We start from the raw sequence: 21297 nt of genomic DNA on the forward strand, positions 1-21297 counted from the left end.
ATCTCTTTTTAGCGTATGTATATATGGATGTTCGTTTTCATGTTCTACATGCAAATAGGAGAACAACTTGCCACTTACGTTTTGTTTCCCGTTCATCCAACAGCAGCGAGCTAATCAAGATTCCCTCTAAGACTGAGGGGCTAAAAGCCCCCGTTGACTAATTAACTTTTGCTGCTACTTTCATAATATCCATAATTTCCAGCTTTGCCTTTAAAATAAAATGTAGTACCGAAATTATTGAAACTATTTGCAAAAACACCATTATCTGAGTACATACATAATCTATTCGTTTCTTTTTTAAAAGGAGTTTCGGAACAATCTACAATTTTAGTAGCCTTCGTACGCAGATCTGCATCCGTTGAATGATTTGTAGCAAGAGCTTGTCCAGAAATAGGTAAAAGCAAGCCTAAAGATAAAGCAACTCCAGTCATTGTTCTTCTCAATTTCATGTGAATCATCTCCATTCCCAAATTTTGTAATACACCTTAATTATAAGAGAAATGGCTCTTTTCCAAAAGGGTCTTAACTACTATTTTTGGGATAAAAAGGAATTTAAATAAATCAATACTCCTCGTTTTAATTTATCGTTTATAAAATACGTTTTGTTTTGGTTTGAACGTAAAATCCTATTGATGGGATTCTGAAATGAAGTGATACGAGGGAGTTAGACGTGTTTTCTCTCAGGCTTATGTAGTATGTATTCATCTCAATGATATAACAAAAAAAGGGAGCATCGTAGCTCCCTTTTTAACTTTTATACTTTCTCCAGTCTAAATGACTTTCATCTAGCAGCTCTGAGAAGCTTTTATTTTTTTCTTTTTCTTTCTGTTGCCGAAGGAGGTCTTGTCGTTTTTGTTCTTCTCTTTTTTCTGTCTCGGTGGCCAGATTCTGCTTCATTTGAAGGAGCTGCTGTTTCACATCATCCTTTATGCCGTCCTTTAGCTTTGCTTGATCTTGATTGCTCTTTTTCACTTTGCCTCTCTCCTTTTGCTTTAGTGTATCATCCGTTTTATTTGCTCAGCAAGAGTCACGCCAAACTCCCAACATGTGGTATGATCTTCATAGAAACCCATCGGAAAGGAAGAATCAGCTTGAAGAAGAAATGGCTCGCTATACTCGCCTTGGTATTATTTCCACTCGCTGCAATCGGCATTTTTTTTACCAATAAAATGATGTATATACGAAAATTAACGGATGAAGAGCTCATCAAACGAGAATCAGATGAAGGGCACTATCATCACGAGGAGTTTCAACAGCTGCAAAAAGAGAAAGTTTGTATTCCTTCAACATTTGGTTATGATCTTCATGGCTATTTTGTACCGATCCCTCATACAACACGCACCATCGTTCTTTGTCACGGGGTTACAGTCAGTTTGATCAATTCTGTGAAGTATATGAAATTATTCCAAAAGCTTGGATGGAATGTGCTGCTTTATGATCATAGAAGACATGGGATGAGCGGCGGAAAAACAACGAGCTATGGATATTATGAAAAAGAAGATTTGGCTCAAGTCGTCAAGTGGCTGAGAAAAAGGCTTGGGGAAAAAACAATCATTGGGATACACGGAGAATCGATGGGCGCAGTCACAACTTTATTATATGCTGCAAAACCGGATGCAAACGCCAATTTTTACATCGCTGATTGTCCTTTTGCTTCTTTTGAGGATCAGCTTCTGTATCGATTAAAAACAGATTTTCGTCTTTCAGGACAGTGGATTCTTCCACTAAGTGATCAAGTGTTGAAATGGCGGGACGGATACAGCATTCGGCAAGTTTCTCCACTTGATGTCATCGACCAGGTGAAAGAACCTATCCTTTTTATTCATAGCCTCCATGATGACTATATCCCTTGTGAACAAAGCGAGCAGTTATACGCACGCAAAAAGGGTGATAAACGGCTATTTATTGCGCCACATGGTGCGCATGCGATGTCTTATAGTGACAATAGGGAAGTCTATGAACAAGAGGTCGAAGCATTTTTGGAAGCATTTCAATTCAATCAAAATGAAAGAGGAGAATGAACAGCCGTTCGTCTCCTCTTTTTGCTAACTTATACGATAGTCACCACTGTTGTATGGTGTCTGCCCGCCAGCTCCATATGGCTCTCTTCCGATTGCTGCTGACTCATGACCGATAACCCTGCAGTTGCTGCCAATAAAAGAACTATCAAACTCATTTTCATATAAATGACCTCCATTTTGAATTTTTGATATGGCTTGAATTTTCCTTTCGTAATACCGGGTAGAAACTTCAAATAATCCAAGCTCATTATAATAATGAGCCGCATCAAGTGCCAGTTCCTCAATATCTGGGTATAAACGCTTGTCCTCCAACAAATCTAATGTATCGTCTATGATTTTTATTTCTGCATCAACGTATAATGCTTTTAAAAACTGAAACTTGCAGATGTAAATTTCATCTTCTAATTCACAGGCTTTCATAATACCTTGTTGATAGAGGGTTAACGACTCTTCTATTTGTTTTTGTTTAAACAGGATTTGGGTCAGCATAAATAGTGGGTCTAGAGAGCGATTCAGATGGGTTAAATTCTCCTTTTCAAACACTTCAAGAGAGTCTTTGAGATAGCGACTTGCTGTAGCAAGATCGTTCATTTGGTAATAGCAGTTACCTAAGTTGAAAAGGGCCGAACCTATGACTCGAGGGTTTCCAATTGAGCGTGCTCGCTTTAGAGCATTTTCAAAGTAGGGCAATGCATGTTCATAGCATTTCAAATCATCATAGTTTGCACCGATGACAAATTCACAGTGGATGATTCTCAGCGTGTACGTTCTGTAGGCAGAGTACGTATCTAACGCTTGCAAAGCATAGTGCATCGAAAAGTGGGTTTGTTTCATGTGGTAGTATATTTCTGCTAATTTAAAATAAAATTCTGCTCTTTCTATATCATCTGATATGAGATTGAGCTTTTTTTCTGCGGAACGGTAATAAGCAATGGCGCTCAAATAGTTTCTCTGTTCAAATTCAAACATTCCTGTAAAAAAATGAACATAGTATTCAAGCATATCTGTTAATTTGGTCTGCGAATGTTCAATTGTTTCTAGAAGCTTCTTAATCTCCTCATCATTCGAGGCTTTTTTTGCCGGTTCAAAATATTCAAGCATGACCTTATGTCGAAAATCCATCAGCTGGTAAAAAAGCAGCAAGTTCTGATCTTGCTCCATCTCAAGGATTTCCTGCTCGATCTCGGCCTTTAGCTTCTCTGCTTTCATGACATGAAATCCGCAAATCTGCCTATACCATTCGTTTATTTTGATTCCAACCTGAGGCGATGACAGCTTGAGCTTCAATTCACCTTAGCACCTCCCTCCTCATGTACGATACATGTTGTATTCTATCATATTTCCTCGAATGGAAGAAATATGAAATGTCGTTTTTCGTAAAGTTTTCGGTATCCCGCAATAACCGCTTTCATTGCCGATTTTTCGGCATTTACAGTCTCTATTTTTCTCTTTCTATTTTTCTCATTTTGTTGAAATGTTTGTTAAAAATGACTTTTTATCGTTGAAAAATCTCATTTTTCAAATTAGACAGTTCTCCTGTTTGATGAGATGATGATGGCACAAAAAAAGCCCTCTTCAGCAAAGGGCTTATAACACATCTGTTACGTGTTCCATATTCTCTTTTATCCAACTGACTGCTAATTCAAGCGTTGGAAATTCTTCCGTTTCAAATGTGACTTCATCTTGGAGAAGCCAGACGTCCTTTTTTACTGAATCCATTCCACCGATTGACCAGTGCAAAAGGCTATATGGATGATTATTATTTAAAAACGACACCCACGTTTTATTTTGTGCCGTATTTTGTATCACTTTCAGCTTTTGATCCACTACGTTTCCACCTTACTTTACAAGTATACCCATTCTCGGGCTGAGTATTTGTTGAGGACTTTTCAACATAAGTGTATTGGCTTTTTCATTAAAATCAATCGTCATTTCCTCGTCAAAAAACACCTTTTGTGCTGTGTGTATATATAGTTTTAAATGTTGACTATTTTTAAGTGGTTCCCATTCACCTGTTCTTTCACTTGTTAACCAAAGCATCGGTACGCCACTCACTGCACAGCCACAACCTTCTGAATCGTAGCGAAGCAGTAATTCCTTCGTTCCGTTTCCTGTTTGCTGTTTTTCTATATACGTTTTAGCCAGTTCTGTGATGTGAATATACATGGCGAACATCCTTTTTAAATTGATGCTTACATTGTAACACATAAAACACCATAAAACATGACACACGACTAAATCCGAAAGTCATACTCTTTGAAATACACGCTCTTCTCACTAGGATTATATCTATCTATTGGCTCTTTCTGCATCCTGTTTTTTAGAATTATACTGATGACGCTATCAATTTTAAAAGAAAAAACAGGAGGTTTTAGATCGTGAAAAAAAGATTATCTCTCTGCTTTATCGGGGCGCTGATGTTGATGTTGAGTTTCACTATGCCCAACATGAAAGCGGCATCTATCCTTGATGAAGTACGAGAAAGCTATGCGACTTATACGGGATCTGGTTACTCAGGGGGCGCCGCTTTATTAGATCCTATTCCATCTGACATGAAAATTACGGCTTTAAATCCCCATGACTATAACTATAAAGGGGTAAATGCGGCACTTGCAGGAGCTTACCTTGAAGTAACGGGGCCAAAAGGAAAAACCGTTGTATATGTAACCGATAAATATCCAGAAGGAGCAAAAGGAGCTCTTGATCTTTCTCCTAATGCCTTTGCCAAAATTGGCAATATGGAAGATGGGAAAATCCCAATTAGTTGGAAAATTATAAAAGCACCGATTAGCGGAAATGTAGCTTACAGAATAAAAGAAGGTAGCAGTGAGTGGTGGGCTGCGATTCAAGTGCGCAATCATAAATATCCGGTTATGAAAATGGAATATTACAAAGATGGACAATGGGTGAACATGGAAAAGACAGACTACAACCATTTCCTTGGCTTTCATATGGGGTCTACATCTCTTCCTGTTCGAATCACAGATATTCGCGGGGTCATAGTAAAGGATCAATTACCCGCTCTTCCATCTACTGCTGCTTCACAGGCCTATATTGTAAAAGGCAATGTTCAGTTTCCTAATTAACGAGATGAAGAGGCAGCTTATTTAAGAGCTTCCTCTCTTCCTTCTTTATCCCAGTGATATGCCTCATTTTCTATTTCTTTTATGATTTCATTCTTTCCCGCCATATAGCTTTGTATATCTTCCGGATACTGCTTTGCTAATTGTTCCTTGACAGACGCATACGCTTCAGATCGTTCTGGGTGGAGTCTTAAGTAATCTCGAAACAATAAATGTCTTTTCACATCAGGATGATTCCTTTCATACACATGGACATGATGCGTACGATTCAAGCCACCCTTTTGAAAAAAACGTCTCCCTTTTATACCATTTTCACCGAGCGCTTCGTATCCAAGGTGTTCAAATCTCTCTTTTTTTCTATCAATCTCTTCTATATCGCTTACTTCTATTAATATATCTATAATTGGTTTGGCAACAAGTCCTGTAACTGACGTACTGCCAATATGATATCCTTCTATCCAGATCTTTTGAATGATTTGCTTGAGTCGCTGCTTTTCTTGACGGAATTCTTCATGCCATTCTTTTTTGAATTCGACAACCTCAACCTTGCGTCGCGGTGTCCATTTCATTTTTGATAGGGTGAGCTCTTTTTCCACATGAATGACATTTGTTTCAAAAAACCCTAATTTTTCATATAGCCTTTTTGCAGGGGTGTTTTCCTGCCCTGTGGTCAGTTCTATCGGAACATTCTTCTCTATGATTGTGGACATAAGTCTTGTTCCAATACCCTGCTTTAGCGCTTTTGGATGCACAGCCAATCGACTAATGATCAAACAATCTTTCAGCTCTTCATAAGAGACTACACCTAATAAGAGATCATGTTGCTGAAAACCAATAAATTGCTCTTTTGCTTTCATGACATCTTGAATGGTCTCTTTTAATGGCGGAAGATCAGCATAGCCAATTTGTTCAGCTTCTTGTTGGTATGCAGCTAGTTGAATATGTAAGATCTGCTTTGCTACATCACTTATTGTGTGATCTAAATAAACAATCATTTCATTGCCTCCAGCTTCTTCACAAATAACACACGGTCTTCATGAATGCCATCGTAATCTGAAAAGACTGAGATGCCATCTACTGTTTTATCTCCCTTTTCTATCTGAAACCCGAGTTTTGTATGGTAAGCAATGGAGACTTTATTGATAGGAGCTGTGACAGCTTTAATTGTTGTTCTTCCTTCCTTTTCAGCCGCTTCATAAAAAGCTTGATAGAGGATTTTACCTATCTTTAATTTACGGTGATCTGGGTGGACGCCAACAAAGTGAATATAGGCTTCATCCGAATGAGATTGCGATAAAAAACCAACCAAAAAGCCGATCAGCTCTCCCTTTTCAACGACAACAAAACTTGTTTGCTGGAAATGTTCAAAAAAGAGCTTTGGCAATTTTGCACGCAAATCTCTGCCTCCCCACCAGCTTTGAATGACGGATGTGACTGCGTAAAAATCTGACGGTTTCACTTGACGTATCATGATGGCCTCGCCCCTTTTTCCTTTTTGGCTTTCCTTTGATTCGTTTTTTCTCAAAAATGCGATTGTTTCAATAGTCTACTGTCTGATCAAATGGTTGTAAAGACAGTATGCCTGTCTTTTTTCATATTCACTTGTTGGTTCTTCGTCTTTCAGCCGTCATCTCCTTTTAAATCTTCACACTTATTTCAAAAAGTTCACTTTTTGTGCGAAAGTTTCATTCATTTGTTATGTTAAGATGGTTCATATAGGAAATGGTACAAATGTTTATTGGAGATGATGAGATTGGTTTGGGTTGTTATTTCGCTTGTTGTATTTAGTCTTTTAAAGCTGCTTGTCACCTCTTTGCCTTCTGGTGTTGTTGAGCGCCTTTTTAGCCGCTACGCCGTACATGCTAAAGTAACAAGTGAGCAAACAAATATTACTTTTCAAGGTCGTTCGCTTGATGAGCAGCGAGCATCTGAAATCATTCAACATTTTAATGATGCGATCTTTATTGAACGCTATTATATTTACCCTGGTGATGAAGAACGCTTTCTTCATCCGAATGAAGGGCCAGCGCCGCTTACTATGCAAACAAAGCATGGGAAACATGATGTCACCCTTTATCTGTTCCATTATGATGACCATGTGGATGTGGTTCGGCAGTTTACACATAAGCCAAAGAAAAAGCTGATGGCTTATCGTCTGCGTTCTGAACCGCTCCAAACATTCCACAACATGGCACATGCCTAACAATCGTTGCAGCAGACGAGACGAAGTGTTCACCACTTCGTCTTTTTTGTATGGACAGCTTTTGAATGATTTACCAGTATGAATTTCACCTCATGTTGTTTACAATAGATACAGAACATACGTTCTAAGAGGTGAAGTACAATGAATGAACGAGCCATTCTGCTTGTGGATATGCAGTCATTTTATGCATCAGTTGAGAAGGTGGAGGCGCCTCATTTGGAGAATGTGCCGCTCATTGTCTCTGGAGATCCAGAACGAAGAAGCGGAGTCGTCCTGGCAGCCTGCCCTCTCGCGAAGAAACGTGGCGTACAAAATGCATCAAGGTTATGGGAAGCACAGGAGAAATGTCCTGAAGCAGTGGTTGTACGTCCACGTATGCAGCGCTATCTCGATGTCTCTGTCATGATTACAGAACTGCTTGAACAATACACAGACCTTGTCGAGCCGTATTCCATTGATGAACAGTTTCTTGATATTACAGGCAGTCTTACACTATTCGGCTCTCCACATGAGATCGCTCAACATATACAAACAACGATTATGAATCAGACTGGCATTTACGCACGTGTGGGCATCGGTCCTAATAAAGTGCTCGCTAAAATGGCCTGTGACCATTTTGCCAAAAAAAACACATCCGGCATCTATGAACTGAGTGCCGACCGGCTTGCTGCTGATTTATGGCCGCTTCCAATTGGAAAATTATTTGGCGTCGGCAAACGAATGGAGCATCATTTGAAACGAATGGGCATCAGTACTATTGGCACACTTGCTACTTATCCGTTAGACCGATTAAAAAAACGCTGGGGAATCAATGGGGAGCTTCTGCAGCGAACAGCTTTAGGACACGATCCCTCCCCAGTCACTATTCACACACATGATCAGCAAAAAGCCGTTGGGCACCATATGACCCTTCCCCGTGATTACGCATCTTTTGAGGAGATCAAAGTCGCTCTTCTTGAATTGAGTGAGGAAGTCGCTAGGCGGGCACGTTTTAAGCATTATCTCGGTCAAACGGTGTCTGTTGGTGTAAGAGGGGCTGATTTTTCACATCCAACAGGCTTTCATCGACAAATGAAGCTTCATTCATCGACACAGTATGGCTCAGATATTGCAGAGGCAGCGATTCAGCTATGCCAGCAGCACTGGGATGGCCAGCCCATTCGCAGTGTAGGCATTACCCTCTCACAGCTGCAGCCTGACAGCCACTATCAGCTGACTTTATTTGATCATCATTTGAAGAAAGATCAACTCAGCAAAGTATTTGATGAAATCCATCTGAAATATGGACCTGCGGCATTATTACATGCTTCGTCACTGACAAGCGCTGGGCAGGCATATCACCGCGCCGAAAAAATTGGCGGGCATTACAAATAACGGAGGCGAACAAGCATGAATCCCAATAAATTAACACCTGGATACAACATCATGTGGGAATCAAGCCGAATGATGCTACCAGAGCACCGGGAGCAACTACTTGCTCAAAAACGAAAGAAAAAAGAATATACACCTCTACCGCTCAGCTCCGATCAGCTAGAGGAAATGAATGTTTTGATCACACAGTCGATTACCGAGGATCAAGCGATTTGCGTGACATATGTCTCATCAGGCATGAAAGCACAGTTTTGGGGCTGGGTGAAAGCCATTCATTATGAAACACGCCAAATGAAAATCGTGAATGACGAAGATGTTCTAAACCTTTCCTTACATCAAATTATTGCCATCGATCTCAATTGATTTTCGCAAAACGAAAACATGATCATTGAAAAACCCGCTTCGTTTTCCCGAAAAAATTATGACCCATCAAGGCTTAAAACCTTGAAAACGAGGCATATGCTCTTCGAATGAACGGAACGGTTCAAGCTTCTCTGTCATTTGACGGATGACTCCTCCATCAAATTGTGTATTTAATTTGCACAATTTTTCATGTATGATTGGAACATCTTACAAACTCAGGGGAGACACAGCATGAAAAATAACTTACGCACTTTACATCCACTTAGTTGGACGATCATCATCGGCACGATATTTGGCCGAATGGCGACATCCATGAGCATTCCCTTTTTAGCCGTTTATTTGACACAAGTCAAAGGCGCCTCAGCCTCTTCAGCTGGATTGATCATTGCCGTCAGCTCTCTTATTGGGATTGTTGCGAGTTTTTACGGCGGCTATGTTTCCGACCGAATCGGCAGAAAAAAGGTCATGCTTTTATCCATCTTTGGCTGGACACTTGTCTTTGTTGGCTTCGCGTTTGCAGATGCCATTTGGGTCTTCTTTTTTATGAATGCTTTAAATGGACTGTGCCGGGCGCTGTTTGAACCAACGTCTAAAGCACTCCTATCCGATGTCACCCCATCGAGCATTCGGTTGTTTGTCTTTAACTTACGGTATACGGCCATTAACATTGGTGTCATTTTCGGCCCGCTGCTTGGCTTATATCTCGGGTCATCAAAAACGACTTTTCCATTTCTCGTCGCTGCCCTCATTTACTTGTTGTACGGGTTAACGCTGGCATGGCAATTTCAAAAGCACCCAGTGGCTGCTCCAGAAAGCACCAAACAAATCGGCGTCAAAAAAGCTCTTTCCATTATTCAGAAAGATACGGTCTTTAGCATCATCCTCATTGGCGTTACTTTATGTTCATTTGGCTATTCACACCTAAGCTCAACACTGCCTCAATATTTATCGGCATCCCCTATGATTGAGGATGGCCCTAAACTGTTTGGGTATCTTTTATCCTTAAACGCAGTGGTTGTCATTGTCGTTCAGTACCCGCTGATTATGATCGCTAAGCGCTATTCAACGATTTTGTCATTAACGACTGGGAACGTGCTTCTAGCAGGCAGTTTATTTGCCATTGCTTTTTCACAAAGTCTCGGTACGCTTGCTTTTATCATTGTCGTGTTTACGATTGGTGAAGTGCTGCTCTTTGCGATGATGGATCTGTTTGTAGACAATATTGCAAAACCTGAAGTGAAAGGGTCATACTTCGGCGCAATGGGGTTTTCTCAGCTCGGCAGCGTCGTCGGACCGTTTGTCGGAGGATTGTGTATTGACTTATTTGGCGCAGCCCATCCCCTTTCTATTTTTTCAGTCTTGGCGATTGTCACCGCTGCAGGCGTTCCGTTTTTACTCATCGGATACTACCGCCTAAAAAAACGAACGGCGGCTGCCGTGGCTGTGAAAGTAAGTGGAGGTCATTAAAAAAACCGCTCTCAATTTGAAGTGCACCCCAAATATTAGACACAGTCTAACATTTGGAGGTGCTTTTCTTTTGGCTAAATTTACAATTGAAGATAAAATCAAAGCGGTAAAACGATACCTCATTGACCGCGAACCCCTGCTTGGAATTGCAAAACAGATTGGCGTGCACAAAAGCATACTTCAATATTGGGTCAGAAAGTATCAATATCATGGCGAAAAAGCTTTTTCAAAGTCATATACAAATTATCCAGTCCAATATAAACTAGACGTACTTGATTATATGAATGAACATGGGACGTCTATCTTGGAAACAGCTGCACTCTTTAACCTGCCTTCTGATACAACGCTTTGGAACTGGAAGCGCATCTTGGAAACACAAGGAGTAGACGCCCTTCAATCTAAGAAAAAGGGGCGTCCGTCTATGAAAAAGAAAACTGGAAAACAAGAAATAACGAAAGGATCAATGGAAGCGTTACAGGCAGAAGTAGAACATTTGCGCATGGAAAATGAGTATTTAAAAAAGTTGAATGCCTTAGTTCAAAACAAGGAACAATCACCAAACAAGACAAAGCGCAAGTAGTCTATGATTTAAGGCATCAATATCCGGTGAAATCACTTCTTAAGCTCGCATGTATTCCACGCAGTACCTACTATTACTTGATCAAGCATTTAGATCGTCCTGATCAGGATGTCGAACTGAAAAAGATGATTCAAACCATTTATCAGGAACATCAAGGACGTTATGGATATCGCCGGATTCGTGATGAACTAATCAACCGAGGACAAAAGGTGAATCACAAAAAAGTCCAGCGCATCATGAAAGTTCTAGGGCTAAAATGCATGGTCCGAGTGAAGAAATATCGTTCATACAGAGGCACAGTGAACAAAATAGCGCCTAATATTTTGGCTCGTCATTTTCAAGCTGATAGACCAAATGAGAAATGGGTCACAGATATAACGGAGTTCAAGTTATTTGGTCAGAAGCTCTATCTTTCGCCCATATTAGATCTATTTAATGGTGAAATCATTACCTATACAGTCGGTTCAAGACCTGTTTACTCACTCGTCTCAACGATGCTTCATCAGGCGTTCAACCGTTTAGATGAAGAGGAGAAACCAATGATACATTCTGATCAAGGATGGCATTACCAAATGAAGCAATATAGACACGCCTTAAAAAAGCGTGGGATTACACAGAGTATGTCCCGAAAAGGTAACTGTTACGATAACGCAGTTATCGAGAACTTTTTTGGTATCTTAAAGTCTGAATTTCTATACCTAAAAAAATTTGAGAACATCGAACACTTCAAGCAAGAACTTGAACAATATATTGATTACTACAATCACACACGTATAAAGACAAAACTAAAAGGCATGAGTCCGATACAATATCGAACTCATGCCTCGAAAGCTGTCTCATAAAAAAACGCGTCTAAATTTAGGGGGTCACTTCACAATTTGAGCGGTTTTCTTTATACCCTGCGGATGGCGATCTCTTCCACCTTATGCTGATCGCCTTTTTTTAAAATCAAATCGGCTCTATATTTTGTCGGCAAAATATTTTCATATAAATTTGGTCGGTTCACTGTATTCCAAATCGTGCTTGCCATCTGATCGGCTTCTTCATCCGTCAAATCTTTGTATTGATGAAAGAAAGATTCAGGGTCTTGGAAGGCTGTTTCCCGCAGCAAACGGAACCGTTCTTTATACCAGCATTGAATTTGCGTCTCAGCGGCATCTACATAAATCGAAAAATCGAAGTAATCTGATACAAACACGCGCGGCTCATCCTTCAGATCATCCAGTGCCGGTGATTGCAACACATTGATCCCTTCAATGATGACAATATCTGCATCTTCTACTGTTTCATACACCCCTTCAAGACGATCATAGGTCAGATGTGAATATACAGGTGCATGCACAGTTTGTTTCCCTGATTTTAATTCATTTAAAAACGAAAGTAGCGCTTTAACATCATAGCTTTCCGGGAAGCCTTTCTTTTCCATCAGCCCCCGATCTTTTAACTCTTTTTGAGGATACAAAAAGCCGTCCGTTGTTACGAGACTCACCTTCAGCCCATCTCCAAGCCTTGATAAAAGCGTTTCAATGATACGTGCTGTCGTGCTTTTTCCGACGGCCACACTTCCTGCAATCCCAATTAAAAAAGGGATTTTCGCATGATGCGGGTAGTTTAAAAAAGCATTGACATGCTGATTTTTTTGTTTTTCTGCAAAGACATGTAATGTCAGAAACCGAATAAGCGGTATGTAAATATCTCGAACTTCTTCTAGCGATAAGTAGTCGTTTAATCCTTGAAGTGCTCTCACTTCTTCTTCTGAAACAGATACCGGCATATATTCTCCAAGAGCGGCCCATGCCTCTCTCGTATGGCGTGTATATAGTGTATTAAAATCTAGTCGTTCGTCACCCAAAGTCTTTCCCACCAATCTAAACTAAACTCATAACCAAAAAGACGATAATCCGATTGTAGCTTAAAATGAAGGCGCTGTCTTTATTTTTCAACGAAAGTTTGCTTCTTTTGCGAAAAAAAAAGCATTAAATAAAGGAAAATGAGGGTAAATAAGAGTATTCAGTTTGATAGATAGAAGGGAGCACACCAAATGAAATATGTGATGATTGGCGGAGATGCAGCAGGAATGAGCTGCGCTATGCAAATATATAGAGAGGATCCAGACGCGCAAATTGTAGCTTTTGAAAAAGGAGATATTTTCTCATATGGACAGTGTGGACTCCCCTACTTGATCGGCGGTCTCATTGATCATCACAGAAAACTCATCGCACGTAGCGCTGAAACTTTTCGTGACAAATACGGAATTGATGCCAGATGCTTACACCAAGTGACCTCAATTGACCCGGAGCAAAAAACAGTATCGGGTATTCATTCTAAAACAAAAGAGCCCTTTACAGAAACGTATGACCGCCTGTTAATTGCGACAGGAGCAAGCCCCGTCACACTTAATCTAGACAGTCATTCATTAGAAGGTGTCCACGTATTAAAAACAATCCCGCATGCGCTGTCTATTTTAGACAATCTAAAAAAAGACGTCACACATATCACGATTATCGGCGGAGGATATATCGGCTTAGAAATGGCAGAAAATTTAAAAGGGCTAGGCAAAGACGTTCATATCATTCAGCGGGGTGCAACACTTGGCCCAGGCTTTGATCCCGATATGGCAAAATATCTGAAAGAAGAAGCGGACAATCAAAGCATTCACGTGGTACTTGGTGAAACAGTGCAAAAGTTAAGGGGTAAGACACATGTAACAGCTGTTCAAACAGACAAACAGACCATTGAAACAGATATGGTCATCATTGCCGTTGGCGTCACTCCGCAAACATCCTTTTTAGACAGCACAGGAATTCAGCGACTTCAAAATGGCGCAATTGTTGTGAATGAATACATGCAGACCAATGTACAAGATATCTATGCGGCGGGTGACTGCGCAGCAACCTATCACCGTATCAAAAAGGAACTGGACTATATTCCGCTCGGCACGACAGCAAATAAACAAGGAAGAATCGCAGGCTTTCATATGACAGGAACAAACCGCGCGTTTCAAGGCGTAACCGGCACAGCGGTGATGAAATTTATGGACGTGACGGCGGGACGAACAGGTTTGTCAGAGAAAGAAGCAAAAGACGCGGGCCTTCCTTTCTCCACCATCACCATCGACAGCACTGACCACGCTGGATATTACCCAGATGCAGAGAAAATGAAAGTGAAACTGATTTACAGAAGCGATGATCACACCTTGCTTGGCGCACAAATCATCGGTAAAGAAGGTGTTGATAAACGAATTGATGTCATGGCAACTGCTCTTTATCAAGGGCTGACTGTGACAGACCTTGAAGATTTAGATATTAGCTATGCCCCTCCTTTTAACAGTGTATGGGATCCACTTCAGCAAGCGGCAAGACGAATATAGAAAAAGGAGTGAAGCCATTGACCATTCAACAAATTGCTACTATTGAAATTCCTGTGACTGATATCCCCCGGGCTGTCTCTTGGTATGAACAGATTTTAGAGATGATCGTTCTACATCAATCAGAAGAAGCCGCCATGCTCACTTTTACTCATGGCGAGGGACCTTCTTTTTATCTCGTCAAAACAAAACACGAGAAACGAATCTACTTTATGAACTCTTTTACAGGAGTTCGGCATAGTATGATTGATCTATTTGTGAAGGATTTAAAAAACTTTCACCAGTATTTAAGCGAGCATGAAGTGACCGTATCGGTTATTCAAATATTAGCTGACCCAAACTTAGGCGGTTTTAGCTTCGAAGATGTTGATGGCAATGTCTTTGGCGTCACCAATATTAAGCCCCATCAAACAAAAAAAGAAACCAGCCTGTGACCGGTTTCTTTTTTTGTTATTTTTTCATCATCGCTTTACGTGCTGCTTTTTCAAATAAAAACGGGAATAATTGATACAATTTACTGCCAGCATTCATCCATCCTGGTAAATTAATCTCTCTTTTTTTTGTCATCATGGCGGATACGACCTTCCCTGCTACCTTGTCAGCACTGAGCATCATAAAATCAACATTTTTCACATATTCACCACTGCGATCTGCAATGGTAAAGAAGTCTGTGGCAATCGGTCCTGGATTGACGGTTGTGACATGAATCCCGCTGTCTGCCAGCTCCATTCTGAGGCTGTTTGAAAATCCGAGAACCGCATGTTTTGATGCGGAATAGATGGCGGATTTAGGGGTGGCAATTTTGCCTGCCTGTGACGCTATATTGATAATATGTCCCTTCCCTCTTTGTTTCATCTCAGGAAGGACCTTTTTTGTGCAGGCAATTAAACCAAAGACATTGACCTCAAACATCGACACCATTTCCTCAATGGATGCGTCTTCGACGAGATCGAACACACCAAAGCCGGCATTGTTCACCAAAATATCAACAGCACCCACTTGTTGATAGGCTTGATCAATGTCCTCAAGCTGACTGACATCAAGCTGAACGATGTGACATACGCCGCCAGCACTTATAATCTTTTCTTGTACACCTGTGAGCTTTTCAATTCGTCTTGCCGACACAATGATTTCTGCTCCTTCGGCTGCTGCCAAGTACGCCATCTTTTCACCAATACCGCCTGAAGCACCTGTAATCCATATTCTCTTTCCTGTTAGTCGCCCCATTTATTTCACTCCTTCATTTGCTCGATAGTAGAGGGTTCCGTCTTTTTGCACTTCTTCAATTTGTCCAGCCGCTAAAAGCACATCAAGCTGTCCGACTGTCTCAGACATTGTCAGAAATAATGCTTCTTCATACAGGCCCGGAAATAGGGTGCGACAAAGATGAAAGGCGGTCATTTCCTTTCGTTGAAGCAGCTGATACATCGTATTGGCCCGTTTTTCCTGTTTTTTAAATCTTTCTTCGATCAATTCGTGATAAGAGGTAATGAGCTGGCCATGCCCTGGATAAATCGCCTGAATGGGCAAATGCAATAAACGCTTGAGTGATGCTTTATATTGAAGCAGCGATTTTTGACGTTCTGTTCCTTTCATTGGCGCTTCCATTAACGGATTGGAAGAAATGGTCGTAAGCAGCAGATCACCGCCGATGAAATTCCCTGTTGTTTCATCTAAAAAAGAAAGATGAGATTGTGCATGTCCCGGGGTCTCTAGCACTTGGAAGTGCTCATGTCCCTTCAAACGATCGCCTTCTTTTATGACGTCATCGACATGTGCCGTACATGAATATGTATAGGACTGCCTCACAATTCTTTCACACTCACCTTGACGAAGCGGCACACCTAACTGCTGAAAAAAATCATTCATAAAATGGATTTGACGCTGTTTAAACGCTTCATCCTGACTAATATAGGGCTCATTCAACTCGTGTCCGATGACACGGACATGGGGTTTCATCAGATCTAAAAGACCGACATGATCTGCATGATGATGTGTCAAAACCACTTGATCAATATCATCTATTGATAAATGATGTTCCTTTAATTGCGTGACAAAGGCATGCTGCGCCTCTTGTGTCATCGGTCCGCAATCGACTAAGGTCACGGCATCGCCTTTTAATACATATGCATGGACATCCCCCACCGCAAACGGTGTGGGGATGGATAATTGAATCATTTCTTCTTTCACTTTTATACGTCATCTCCTGATTTTTGACTCATAGATCATCTGAACTCACTCTTCTTTATTCATTGTATCTTGCAAAGGGCAGACTGTCATGCGGTTTAGATGGTCAATTTTTTTATCTATCCCTATTGACACAAACTTGTCCATCGTTGCATAATGAACAACAAATATAAGATGCGCGATGACAAGGATTAGTAAGCAAAATAACGATGCAAGAGAGTGAGGTCCACCGGCTGTAAGACTTCACCATCCTCTTATTTGCTGAACCTGCCCTTTGAGCTGTTAGGCAAACCTAAACGTTTCCCGCGTTAAGGGACTAGAGCTGAGTATGCAACATTGCATGCTAATTGAGGGTGGTACCGCGAAAAACCTTTCGTCCTTTGCAGACGAGAGGTTTTTTTATTTTCTACAAGGAGGAGCAGCTTATGAGTAAAATTGGATTTATTGGTGCAGGCTCAATGGCCGAGTCTATGATTAAAGGTCTTTTAAAGAGCGGCATTATGTCAAATGAAGATATCATTGTCACAAATAAAACAAATGAAAAACGATTAGAAGAATTAAATGCACGTTATGGAGTCAAAACAGATTTCGCTCGTTCCTTTATTTATGAAGAAGCCGATATGCTGGTGTTTGCTTTAAAACCAAAAGATGCGGAAAGTGGCATTTCTGAAGTAAGGCCCCATTTAAATGGACAGCTGATTATTTCTATTTTAGCGGGCATTTCTATTGAAACCATTCAGCATTATGCTGGCGCAAAAACGGCGGTGGTTCGTGCGATGCCAAATACATCAGCAGCCATACAACAATCAGCTACTGGCATTGCTGTCAGTGATGAAGTCACAGAGGCGCAAAAGGAAAAAGCAGTTCAGCTGTTTGAAACGATCGGTCATGTGACGGTTTTAGATGAATCACAGCTGAATGCGGTCACAGCCATTGCAGGCAGCGGTCCTGCCTTTATTTATCATTTGATTGAAGGAATGGAGCGAGGTGCATCGGAACTTGGGATGGACCAAGAGACAGCGAAATTGCTCATTTGTCAAATGATTGCAGGGGCTGCTAACATGCTGCAGGATAGCGGAAAGGAACCTGCTGAACTGCGCAAAGAAATTACGAGCGAAGGCGGAACGACAGAAGCAGGACTGAATACCCTTGCTTCCTATCAATTTGAAGAAGCGATTGTCGATTGTGTGAAAACAGCGACAAAACGCGCAGCAGAATTAAACGATATGTTTTCAGCGAGTACGTATAAGTGATATGAAAAAGCACCTGTTTTGATGACAGGTGCTTTTTTTACATATGTCCATCTATTTTTCCTCGCTCGTCATTGAATTCAAGCAGTGTGATTGATCTTTTGGTTCTTTCTGTTCTTTATTTAAAGCGGCTTGTTCTATTAGATAATCACGCGCTTGATAAAAATGAACATCAATCAACAATTCTTGGTGCTTCATTGATTAGCACCTCCTCATATAGATGATTTGCTCATGGATAGGATGGCTTTTATTTGGGCGAGGTGATGATTTTCATGTAAAGCAATGGTTTCAGCTAAAATTTGGACTGTCATCGCCCCTTCTTCAGGATGAAAGCCAGAGCAATCCCATGTATCCTCGTGTAATAGCTGGAGTGTGTTGTTTCTGCTCTCTTTTAGGCGCTCAATCAAAGCACGAATCTCTTGTGCGGTGTACCTTTCATAAGCTCTTTCCTTCACATAAATCTCAGGATCATACGATTGGAAAGGTATGTTCTCATTTGAAAGTACCTGCTCTATCCGCTTCGACCAGACTTCCTCTGTATCATACAAATGGCCAGTGATTTGTTTAATAGTCCACTTGCCTTCTTCTAAAGATTGATCTAATGTGCGCTCATCACATGCCTGCACTAGTTCCTCAAGCTCACGAATACTTTCTCGAAGTGATGTGACGATTTCTGTTTTTGTTAATTTTCCGGTTTCCATTGCGTAATCAAAGTCTCCTTTATAGTGAATGCATTTCTCTTTTGGATTCATCTTGCTGTTTCTCTTTTAGTAACAATAAGTTGTTCATCAAACCAGCTAATATCACAAGACCTGCCATACACATAGCAATGACATGAATAGGAATCAGATCTCCGATGAACGCCATAATGATAAATCCACTAATATAAAATATGCGTGATAATGCAAGACCTGCCGAAAAAACCCGGGCTCTTAAATGACTGCTTGCATATGTCATAATATTTGTAGAGTACAAAACTTCGACTGGGCTGTATAATAGATTCGCTAATAAAACAACAAATAAAAATCCAATAAAATTTGTTTGTTGATAGGACAGTGCATGTAATATCGCTAACAATATGATCGATACCGTTGACCATCTTTTATAAAACTGAAAGGAGAATTTCGCTTTTTTAAAATAAGCTGCGAGTGTAATTCCTCCGATTATTTGTCCTAGTCCACTTATTGTATGTCCAAGGCCCAAGCCAAAATTCCCTTCCTTTGCTACTTCTAAAATGTACAAACTAAACATGACATAAACAATGCTTAAAGCGAATTCTCTAGACATCAATATCCATATGGCACTTTGAATTTTGGGTGACCCTTTGATTTCTTCAATGCCCTCTTTAAAGCTTTGAACATATGACACATACTCTTTTTTTTCAGATGTTTCTTTCGCTTTAATAGGGATTAGCAGCATTGCCGATAATAAGAATGTCATCGCATCCACCAAATAAATGGTGGAAACGGACCAGATTTCTGTGACCAACCCGCCTACACCTGTCGCAATCAGCATTGAGGCACTAAAAGACGTTGCCAGTATACTATTTCCCTTAGAAAGCTGCTCTTTATCTAGGATTTCAGGTATCATAGATGAACGAGCAGGCAAGTATATACCTGAAAAAGCACCATTTAACGCTAGTAAAAAATAAAGGATAAACGGTGTCACATTCAATGTAACTACTAAAACAAAGCCTAGTCCTATTATAAATCGTGCCAAATCTGCAAAAATCACAACTTTCTTATAAGAAAACTTATCTATAATTGGGCTTAAAAGCATAGATGTTAAAATGAGAGGAAGCATTGAACAAATAAATAGAATACTTAGGTGGGTCGCTCTGCCAGTAAGTTCATAGATTAAGCCAATCGTAGCAATCGTTCTAAACCAATCTCCAAAAGCAGATAAGTTTTGTCCAATAAAGAAACTGACAAAGTTCTGATTTTTAAAAAGCGATGTCGTTTCTTTCTTTAAAATCATTAGAGGAGCACCTCTGTCGTCTCATACCAGCCTAATTCTTTTTGCATAAACTCGACGGCTTGATCATAATTAGCTCTTTCTTTTTCTGGTATAAGATCAACTAAAATCGCAGGATACCAAGGTTTGGCTTCTTCTTTTATCACAAAATATTGCTCCGCCTCCTCAACTATCCCTCTTAACATGAGTAATTCTAATTTACGATAAATCTCTTCACGCTTTGGCATTTGATTGAGATGTGCTTTTTCTATTTTCATTGTTTTAGGGAAAAAGACAAGTCTTCTATCAAAAGCATGATACTCTCTAGATTTGACGATAGGTAACTCTTGATTTGTCAGGTTTTCAATATATTTTTGGGTATTTGCTTCATTTGCCCAAATCATACCTTGCATGTACGAGATGGCACCTGTGCCCAGTCCAATATATTGATCTTCATAACCACCGTAAATCACTTCGCCATATTGAAAACGTTTATTTTGATGCTCAGGAGCCATAAATGTATAGACATAATTTTGATGCCAGCCCTTCGTTTTTAAGTGACGATAGAGTGTATCGCTAAACTCAAACTTTTCTTTAGGATTGGGAGGCATAGGAACTTTGCCTTTATTTATTTTTGATAACCATCCCTTTGAACATGCAATGTATTCTAATGGATACGTATCAATACTGGTGCTTCCTAATGCCATCACTCCATTTATGTCCTCTATCATCTCTTCTTTCGTTTGCCCAGGCAGCTGATATAATAAATCAATATTATAGGATTGGAAATGCCGCTTCATTAAGTCTACCGTCTGAGAGATTTGATCAAAACTAGCTGTTAAATTGAACATTTTCCGATAATGTTCGTTTAATGTTTGGACACCAAAGCTCCCTCTATTTGCTCCACCTTCAGACATGGCAGCGACTCTTTCTGGTGTAGCTGTCTTTGCTTCACACTCAAAAGTCCATTCATAGTCAGGTGATAATGTGAAGTTTTCTTTTATTGCAGTCGAAAGTCGATAAATAAGCTCAGGAGGCATAATGGAAGGCGTCCCTCCACCAACAAATACCACATCAAAAGTCATCTTTTGAATATTAGTTGATTGTGATAGAATACGCATCTCATTGATTAAAGCATCAATGTATTTTCCGATCAAAGGCTCATATTTTGTGGATTTAATAAAGGGGCAGAACGAACAGATGGTATCACAAAAAGGGATATGTAAATATAAAGCATTTTTCCCTTTTTGAAATGTTCGTTCTTTTTGGATGAATTCTGTCACACGAGATTGTGCTCCTTCTTGGCTAGATTGACCAAAAAACGGATAAAGAAAATTCCATAAAGGCGGATGCTCTTCATAATAATTTTTCATATTTGACAATTCTCTCACCCAACTCTCATCTATTTTTAGTCCTTATACAAATTCACAGAGAAGCTAAATCATTCGCTTC

General features: G+C 40.2%; 24 protein-coding genes and 1 other annotated feature. Of the genes, 10 read left to right on the top strand and 14 right to left on the bottom strand.

What is annotated here, in order from left to right; all coding sequences use genetic code 11:
* Positions 1–161: 161 nt before the first annotated feature.
* Complete coding sequence (locus NSQ64_RS12530; RefSeq protein ID WP_057079335.1) at positions 162–449, bottom strand: LCI fold-containing protein; 288 nt, start codon at positions 447–449, stop codon at positions 162–164.
* A 298-nt stretch (positions 450–747) separates the two neighbouring features.
* Positions 748–972, bottom strand: coding sequence for a YqkE family protein (locus NSQ64_RS12535; RefSeq protein ID WP_100325350.1), 225 nt, complete (start codon positions 970–972; stop codon positions 748–750).
* A gap of 119 nt (positions 973–1091) precedes the next feature.
* Between NSQ64_RS12535 and NSQ64_RS12540 the strand changes: the two genes are divergently transcribed.
* Positions 1092–2021 carry an alpha/beta hydrolase gene (locus NSQ64_RS12540; RefSeq protein ID WP_268382863.1) on the top strand — a complete coding sequence of 310 codons (930 nt, stop codon included), beginning with the start codon at positions 1092–1094 and terminating at the stop codon, positions 2019–2021.
* Positions 2022–2045: 24 nt separating this feature from the next.
* On the opposite strand, the gene NSQ64_RS12545 is transcribed toward NSQ64_RS12540, so the two are convergent.
* The 3 genes from NSQ64_RS12545 to NSQ64_RS12555 all read right to left on the bottom strand — a co-directional run bounded on the left by NSQ64_RS12545 (position 2046) and on the right by NSQ64_RS12555 (position 4187).
* Positions 2046–3308 (bottom strand): response regulator aspartate phosphatase, encoded by a 1263-nt coding sequence (locus tag NSQ64_RS12545; RefSeq protein ID WP_268382865.1) that lies wholly within the window; start codon positions 3306–3308, stop codon positions 2046–2048.
* Positions 3309–3608: 300 nt separating this feature from the next.
* Positions 3609–3848, bottom strand: a complete 240-nt coding sequence (locus NSQ64_RS12550; protein WP_008343836.1) for a YqkC family protein — start codon at positions 3846–3848, stop codon at positions 3609–3611.
* A gap of 12 nt (positions 3849–3860) precedes the next feature.
* Positions 3861–4187, bottom strand: coding sequence for an iron-sulfur cluster biosynthesis family protein (locus NSQ64_RS12555; protein ID WP_039165847.1), 327 nt, complete (start codon positions 4185–4187; stop codon positions 3861–3863).
* Between the two features lie 212 nt (positions 4188–4399).
* Between NSQ64_RS12555 and NSQ64_RS12560 the strand changes: the two genes are divergently transcribed.
* Entirely contained in the window at positions 4400–5107 is a 708-nt protein-coding gene (locus tag NSQ64_RS12560; protein WP_286108388.1) for an expansin EXLX1 family cellulose-binding protein, read from the top strand.
* 17 nt (positions 5108–5124) lie between these two features.
* Here the strand turns inward: NSQ64_RS12560 and NSQ64_RS12565 are convergent, their stop codons facing one another.
* Positions 5125–6099: a GNAT family N-acetyltransferase gene (locus NSQ64_RS12565; protein ID WP_341016784.1), complete on the bottom strand. Its 975-nt coding sequence runs from the start codon at positions 6097–6099 to the stop codon at positions 5125–5127.
* Positions 6096–6575, bottom strand: a complete 480-nt coding sequence (locus NSQ64_RS12570; protein ID WP_007501073.1) for a GNAT family N-acetyltransferase — start codon at positions 6573–6575, stop codon at positions 6096–6098. The genes NSQ64_RS12565 and NSQ64_RS12570 overlap by 4 nt, the downstream gene beginning before the upstream one ends.
* Before the next feature lie 282 nt (positions 6576–6857).
* On the opposite strand from NSQ64_RS12570, the gene NSQ64_RS12575 reads away from it, so the two are divergent.
* From NSQ64_RS12575 to NSQ64_RS12595, 5 genes are all read left to right on the top strand, one after another.
* A complete protein-coding gene (locus NSQ64_RS12575; RefSeq protein ID WP_024718948.1) occupies positions 6858–7307 on the top strand; it encodes a YfmQ family protein in 450 nt (149 codons plus the stop codon).
* A gap of 141 nt (positions 7308–7448) precedes the next feature.
* A complete protein-coding gene (locus tag NSQ64_RS12580; RefSeq protein ID WP_341016790.1) occupies positions 7449–8681 on the top strand; it encodes a DNA polymerase IV in 1233 nt (410 codons plus the stop codon).
* Between the two features lie 15 nt (positions 8682–8696).
* Positions 8697–9041: a YolD-like family protein gene (locus NSQ64_RS12585; RefSeq protein WP_017367544.1), complete on the top strand. Its 345-nt coding sequence runs from the start codon at positions 8697–8699 to the stop codon at positions 9039–9041.
* Positions 9042–9272: 231 nt separating this feature from the next.
* Entirely contained in the window at positions 9273–10508 is a 1236-nt protein-coding gene (locus tag NSQ64_RS12590; RefSeq protein WP_008343828.1) for an MDR family MFS transporter, read from the top strand.
* A 70-nt stretch (positions 10509–10578) separates the two neighbouring features.
* Positions 10579–11930 (top strand): IS3 family transposase gene (locus tag NSQ64_RS12595; RefSeq protein ID WP_268356789.1). Its coding sequence is split into 2 segments (ribosomal slippage): positions 10579–11023 and positions 11023–11930, totalling 1353 coding nucleotides; the frame shifts between segments, so codons are not numbered across the junction.
* A 50-nt stretch (positions 11931–11980) separates the two neighbouring features.
* Here the strand turns inward: NSQ64_RS12595 and coaA are convergent.
* On the bottom strand, positions 11981–12940 hold the full coding sequence (coaA, locus tag NSQ64_RS12600) for a type I pantothenate kinase (protein WP_008342294.1): 960 nt from the start codon (positions 12938–12940) through the stop codon (positions 11981–11983).
* A 189-nt stretch (positions 12941–13129) separates the two neighbouring features.
* On the opposite strand from coaA, the gene NSQ64_RS12605 reads away from it, so the two are divergent.
* Both NSQ64_RS12605 and NSQ64_RS12610 read left to right on the top strand, forming a co-directional pair.
* Positions 13130–14458, top strand: a complete 1329-nt coding sequence (locus tag NSQ64_RS12605) for a CoA-disulfide reductase (RefSeq protein ID WP_341016793.1) — start codon at positions 13130–13132, stop codon at positions 14456–14458.
* An 8-nt stretch (positions 14459–14466) separates the two neighbouring features.
* Positions 14467–14889, top strand: coding sequence for a VOC family protein (locus tag NSQ64_RS12610; protein ID WP_253718723.1), 423 nt, complete (start codon positions 14467–14469; stop codon positions 14887–14889).
* A 16-nt stretch (positions 14890–14905) separates the two neighbouring features.
* Here NSQ64_RS12610 and NSQ64_RS12615 read toward each other — a convergent pair whose 3' ends face one another.
* Entirely contained in the window at positions 14906–15682 is a 777-nt protein-coding gene (locus NSQ64_RS12615; protein WP_058336677.1) for an SDR family NAD(P)-dependent oxidoreductase, read from the bottom strand.
* Positions 15683–16645: an MBL fold metallo-hydrolase gene (locus tag NSQ64_RS12620; protein WP_341016799.1), complete on the bottom strand. Its 963-nt coding sequence runs from the start codon at positions 16643–16645 to the stop codon at positions 15683–15685.
* 169 nt (positions 16646–16814) lie between these two features.
* Positions 16815–17026 (top strand) — a binding site (T-box leader).
* 41 nt (positions 17027–17067) lie between these two features.
* Between NSQ64_RS12620 and proC the strand changes: the two genes are divergently transcribed.
* A complete protein-coding gene (gene proC / locus NSQ64_RS12625; protein WP_024718913.1) occupies positions 17068–17895 on the top strand; it encodes a pyrroline-5-carboxylate reductase in 828 nt (275 codons plus the stop codon).
* A 51-nt stretch (positions 17896–17946) separates the two neighbouring features.
* Here the strand turns inward: proC and NSQ64_RS12630 are convergent, their stop codons facing one another.
* Genes NSQ64_RS12630 through NSQ64_RS12645 form a run of 4 tightly spaced genes read right to left on the bottom strand, consistent with a single transcriptional unit; the run spans position 17947 to position 21218 of the window.
* Entirely contained in the window at positions 17947–18090 is a 144-nt protein-coding gene (locus NSQ64_RS12630) for a hypothetical protein (RefSeq protein WP_017367548.1), read from the bottom strand.
* A 14-nt stretch (positions 18091–18104) separates the two neighbouring features.
* Positions 18105–18644: a DinB family protein gene (locus tag NSQ64_RS12635; protein ID WP_017367549.1), complete on the bottom strand. Its 540-nt coding sequence runs from the start codon at positions 18642–18644 to the stop codon at positions 18105–18107.
* The gene (locus NSQ64_RS12640; protein WP_017367550.1) at positions 18613–19869 is read right to left on the bottom strand and encodes an MFS transporter; all 1257 of its coding nucleotides are present in this window, start codon (positions 19867–19869) and stop codon (positions 18613–18615) included. Before NSQ64_RS12640 ends, NSQ64_RS12635 begins: the two co-directional genes overlap by 32 nt.
* Entirely contained in the window at positions 19869–21218 is a 1350-nt protein-coding gene (locus tag NSQ64_RS12645; protein ID WP_041506990.1) for a coproporphyrinogen-III oxidase family protein, read from the bottom strand. The genes NSQ64_RS12640 and NSQ64_RS12645 overlap by 1 nt, the downstream gene beginning before the upstream one ends.
* Positions 21219–21297 lie beyond the last annotated feature (79 nt).

This window comes from Bacillus sp. FSL W8-0183, assembly GCF_038006825.1.
In the GTDB taxonomy this organism is placed as follows: domain Bacteria; phylum Bacillota; class Bacilli; order Bacillales; family Bacillaceae; genus Bacillus; species Bacillus altitudinis.

Bases quoted from the DNA above. Each gene is read 5' to 3' on its own strand.
- NSQ64_RS12530 (WP_057079335.1), bottom strand. From the start codon at position 449: ATGAAATTGAGAAGAACAATGACTGGAGTTGCTTTATCTTTAGGCTTG.
- NSQ64_RS12555 (WP_039165847.1), bottom strand. From the start codon at position 4,187: ATGTATATTCACATCACAGAACTGGCTAAAACGTATATAGAAAAACAG.
- NSQ64_RS12565 (WP_341016784.1), bottom strand. From the start codon at position 6,099: ATGATTGTTTATTTAGATCACACAATAAGTGATGTAGCAAAGCAGATC.
- NSQ64_RS12570 (WP_007501073.1), bottom strand. From the start codon at position 6,575: ATGATACGTCAAGTGAAACCGTCAGATTTTTACGCAGTCACATCCGTC.
- NSQ64_RS12580 (WP_341016790.1), top strand. From the start codon at position 7,449: ATGAATGAACGAGCCATTCTGCTTGTGGATATGCAGTCATTTTATGCA.
- NSQ64_RS12585 (WP_017367544.1), top strand. From the start codon at position 8,697: ATGAATCCCAATAAATTAACACCTGGATACAACATCATGTGGGAATCA.
- NSQ64_RS12590 (WP_008343828.1), top strand. From the start codon at position 9,273: ATGAAAAATAACTTACGCACTTTACATCCACTTAGTTGGACGATCATC.
- NSQ64_RS12605 (WP_341016793.1), top strand. From the start codon at position 13,130: ATGAAATATGTGATGATTGGCGGAGATGCAGCAGGAATGAGCTGCGCT.
- NSQ64_RS12615 (WP_058336677.1), bottom strand. From the start codon at position 15,682: ATGGGGCGACTAACAGGAAAGAGAATATGGATTACAGGTGCTTCAGGC.
- proC (WP_024718913.1), top strand. From the start codon at position 17,068: ATGAGTAAAATTGGATTTATTGGTGCAGGCTCAATGGCCGAGTCTATG.
- NSQ64_RS12630 (WP_017367548.1), bottom strand. From the start codon at position 18,090: ATGAAGCACCAAGAATTGTTGATTGATGTTCATTTTTATCAAGCGCGT.
- NSQ64_RS12635 (WP_017367549.1), bottom strand. From the start codon at position 18,644: ATGAATCCAAAAGAGAAATGCATTCACTATAAAGGAGACTTTGATTAC.
- NSQ64_RS12640 (WP_017367550.1), bottom strand. From the start codon at position 19,869: ATGATTTTAAAGAAAGAAACGACATCGCTTTTTAAAAATCAGAACTTT.
- NSQ64_RS12645 (WP_041506990.1), bottom strand. From the start codon at position 21,218: ATGAAAAATTATTATGAAGAGCATCCGCCTTTATGGAATTTTCTTTAT.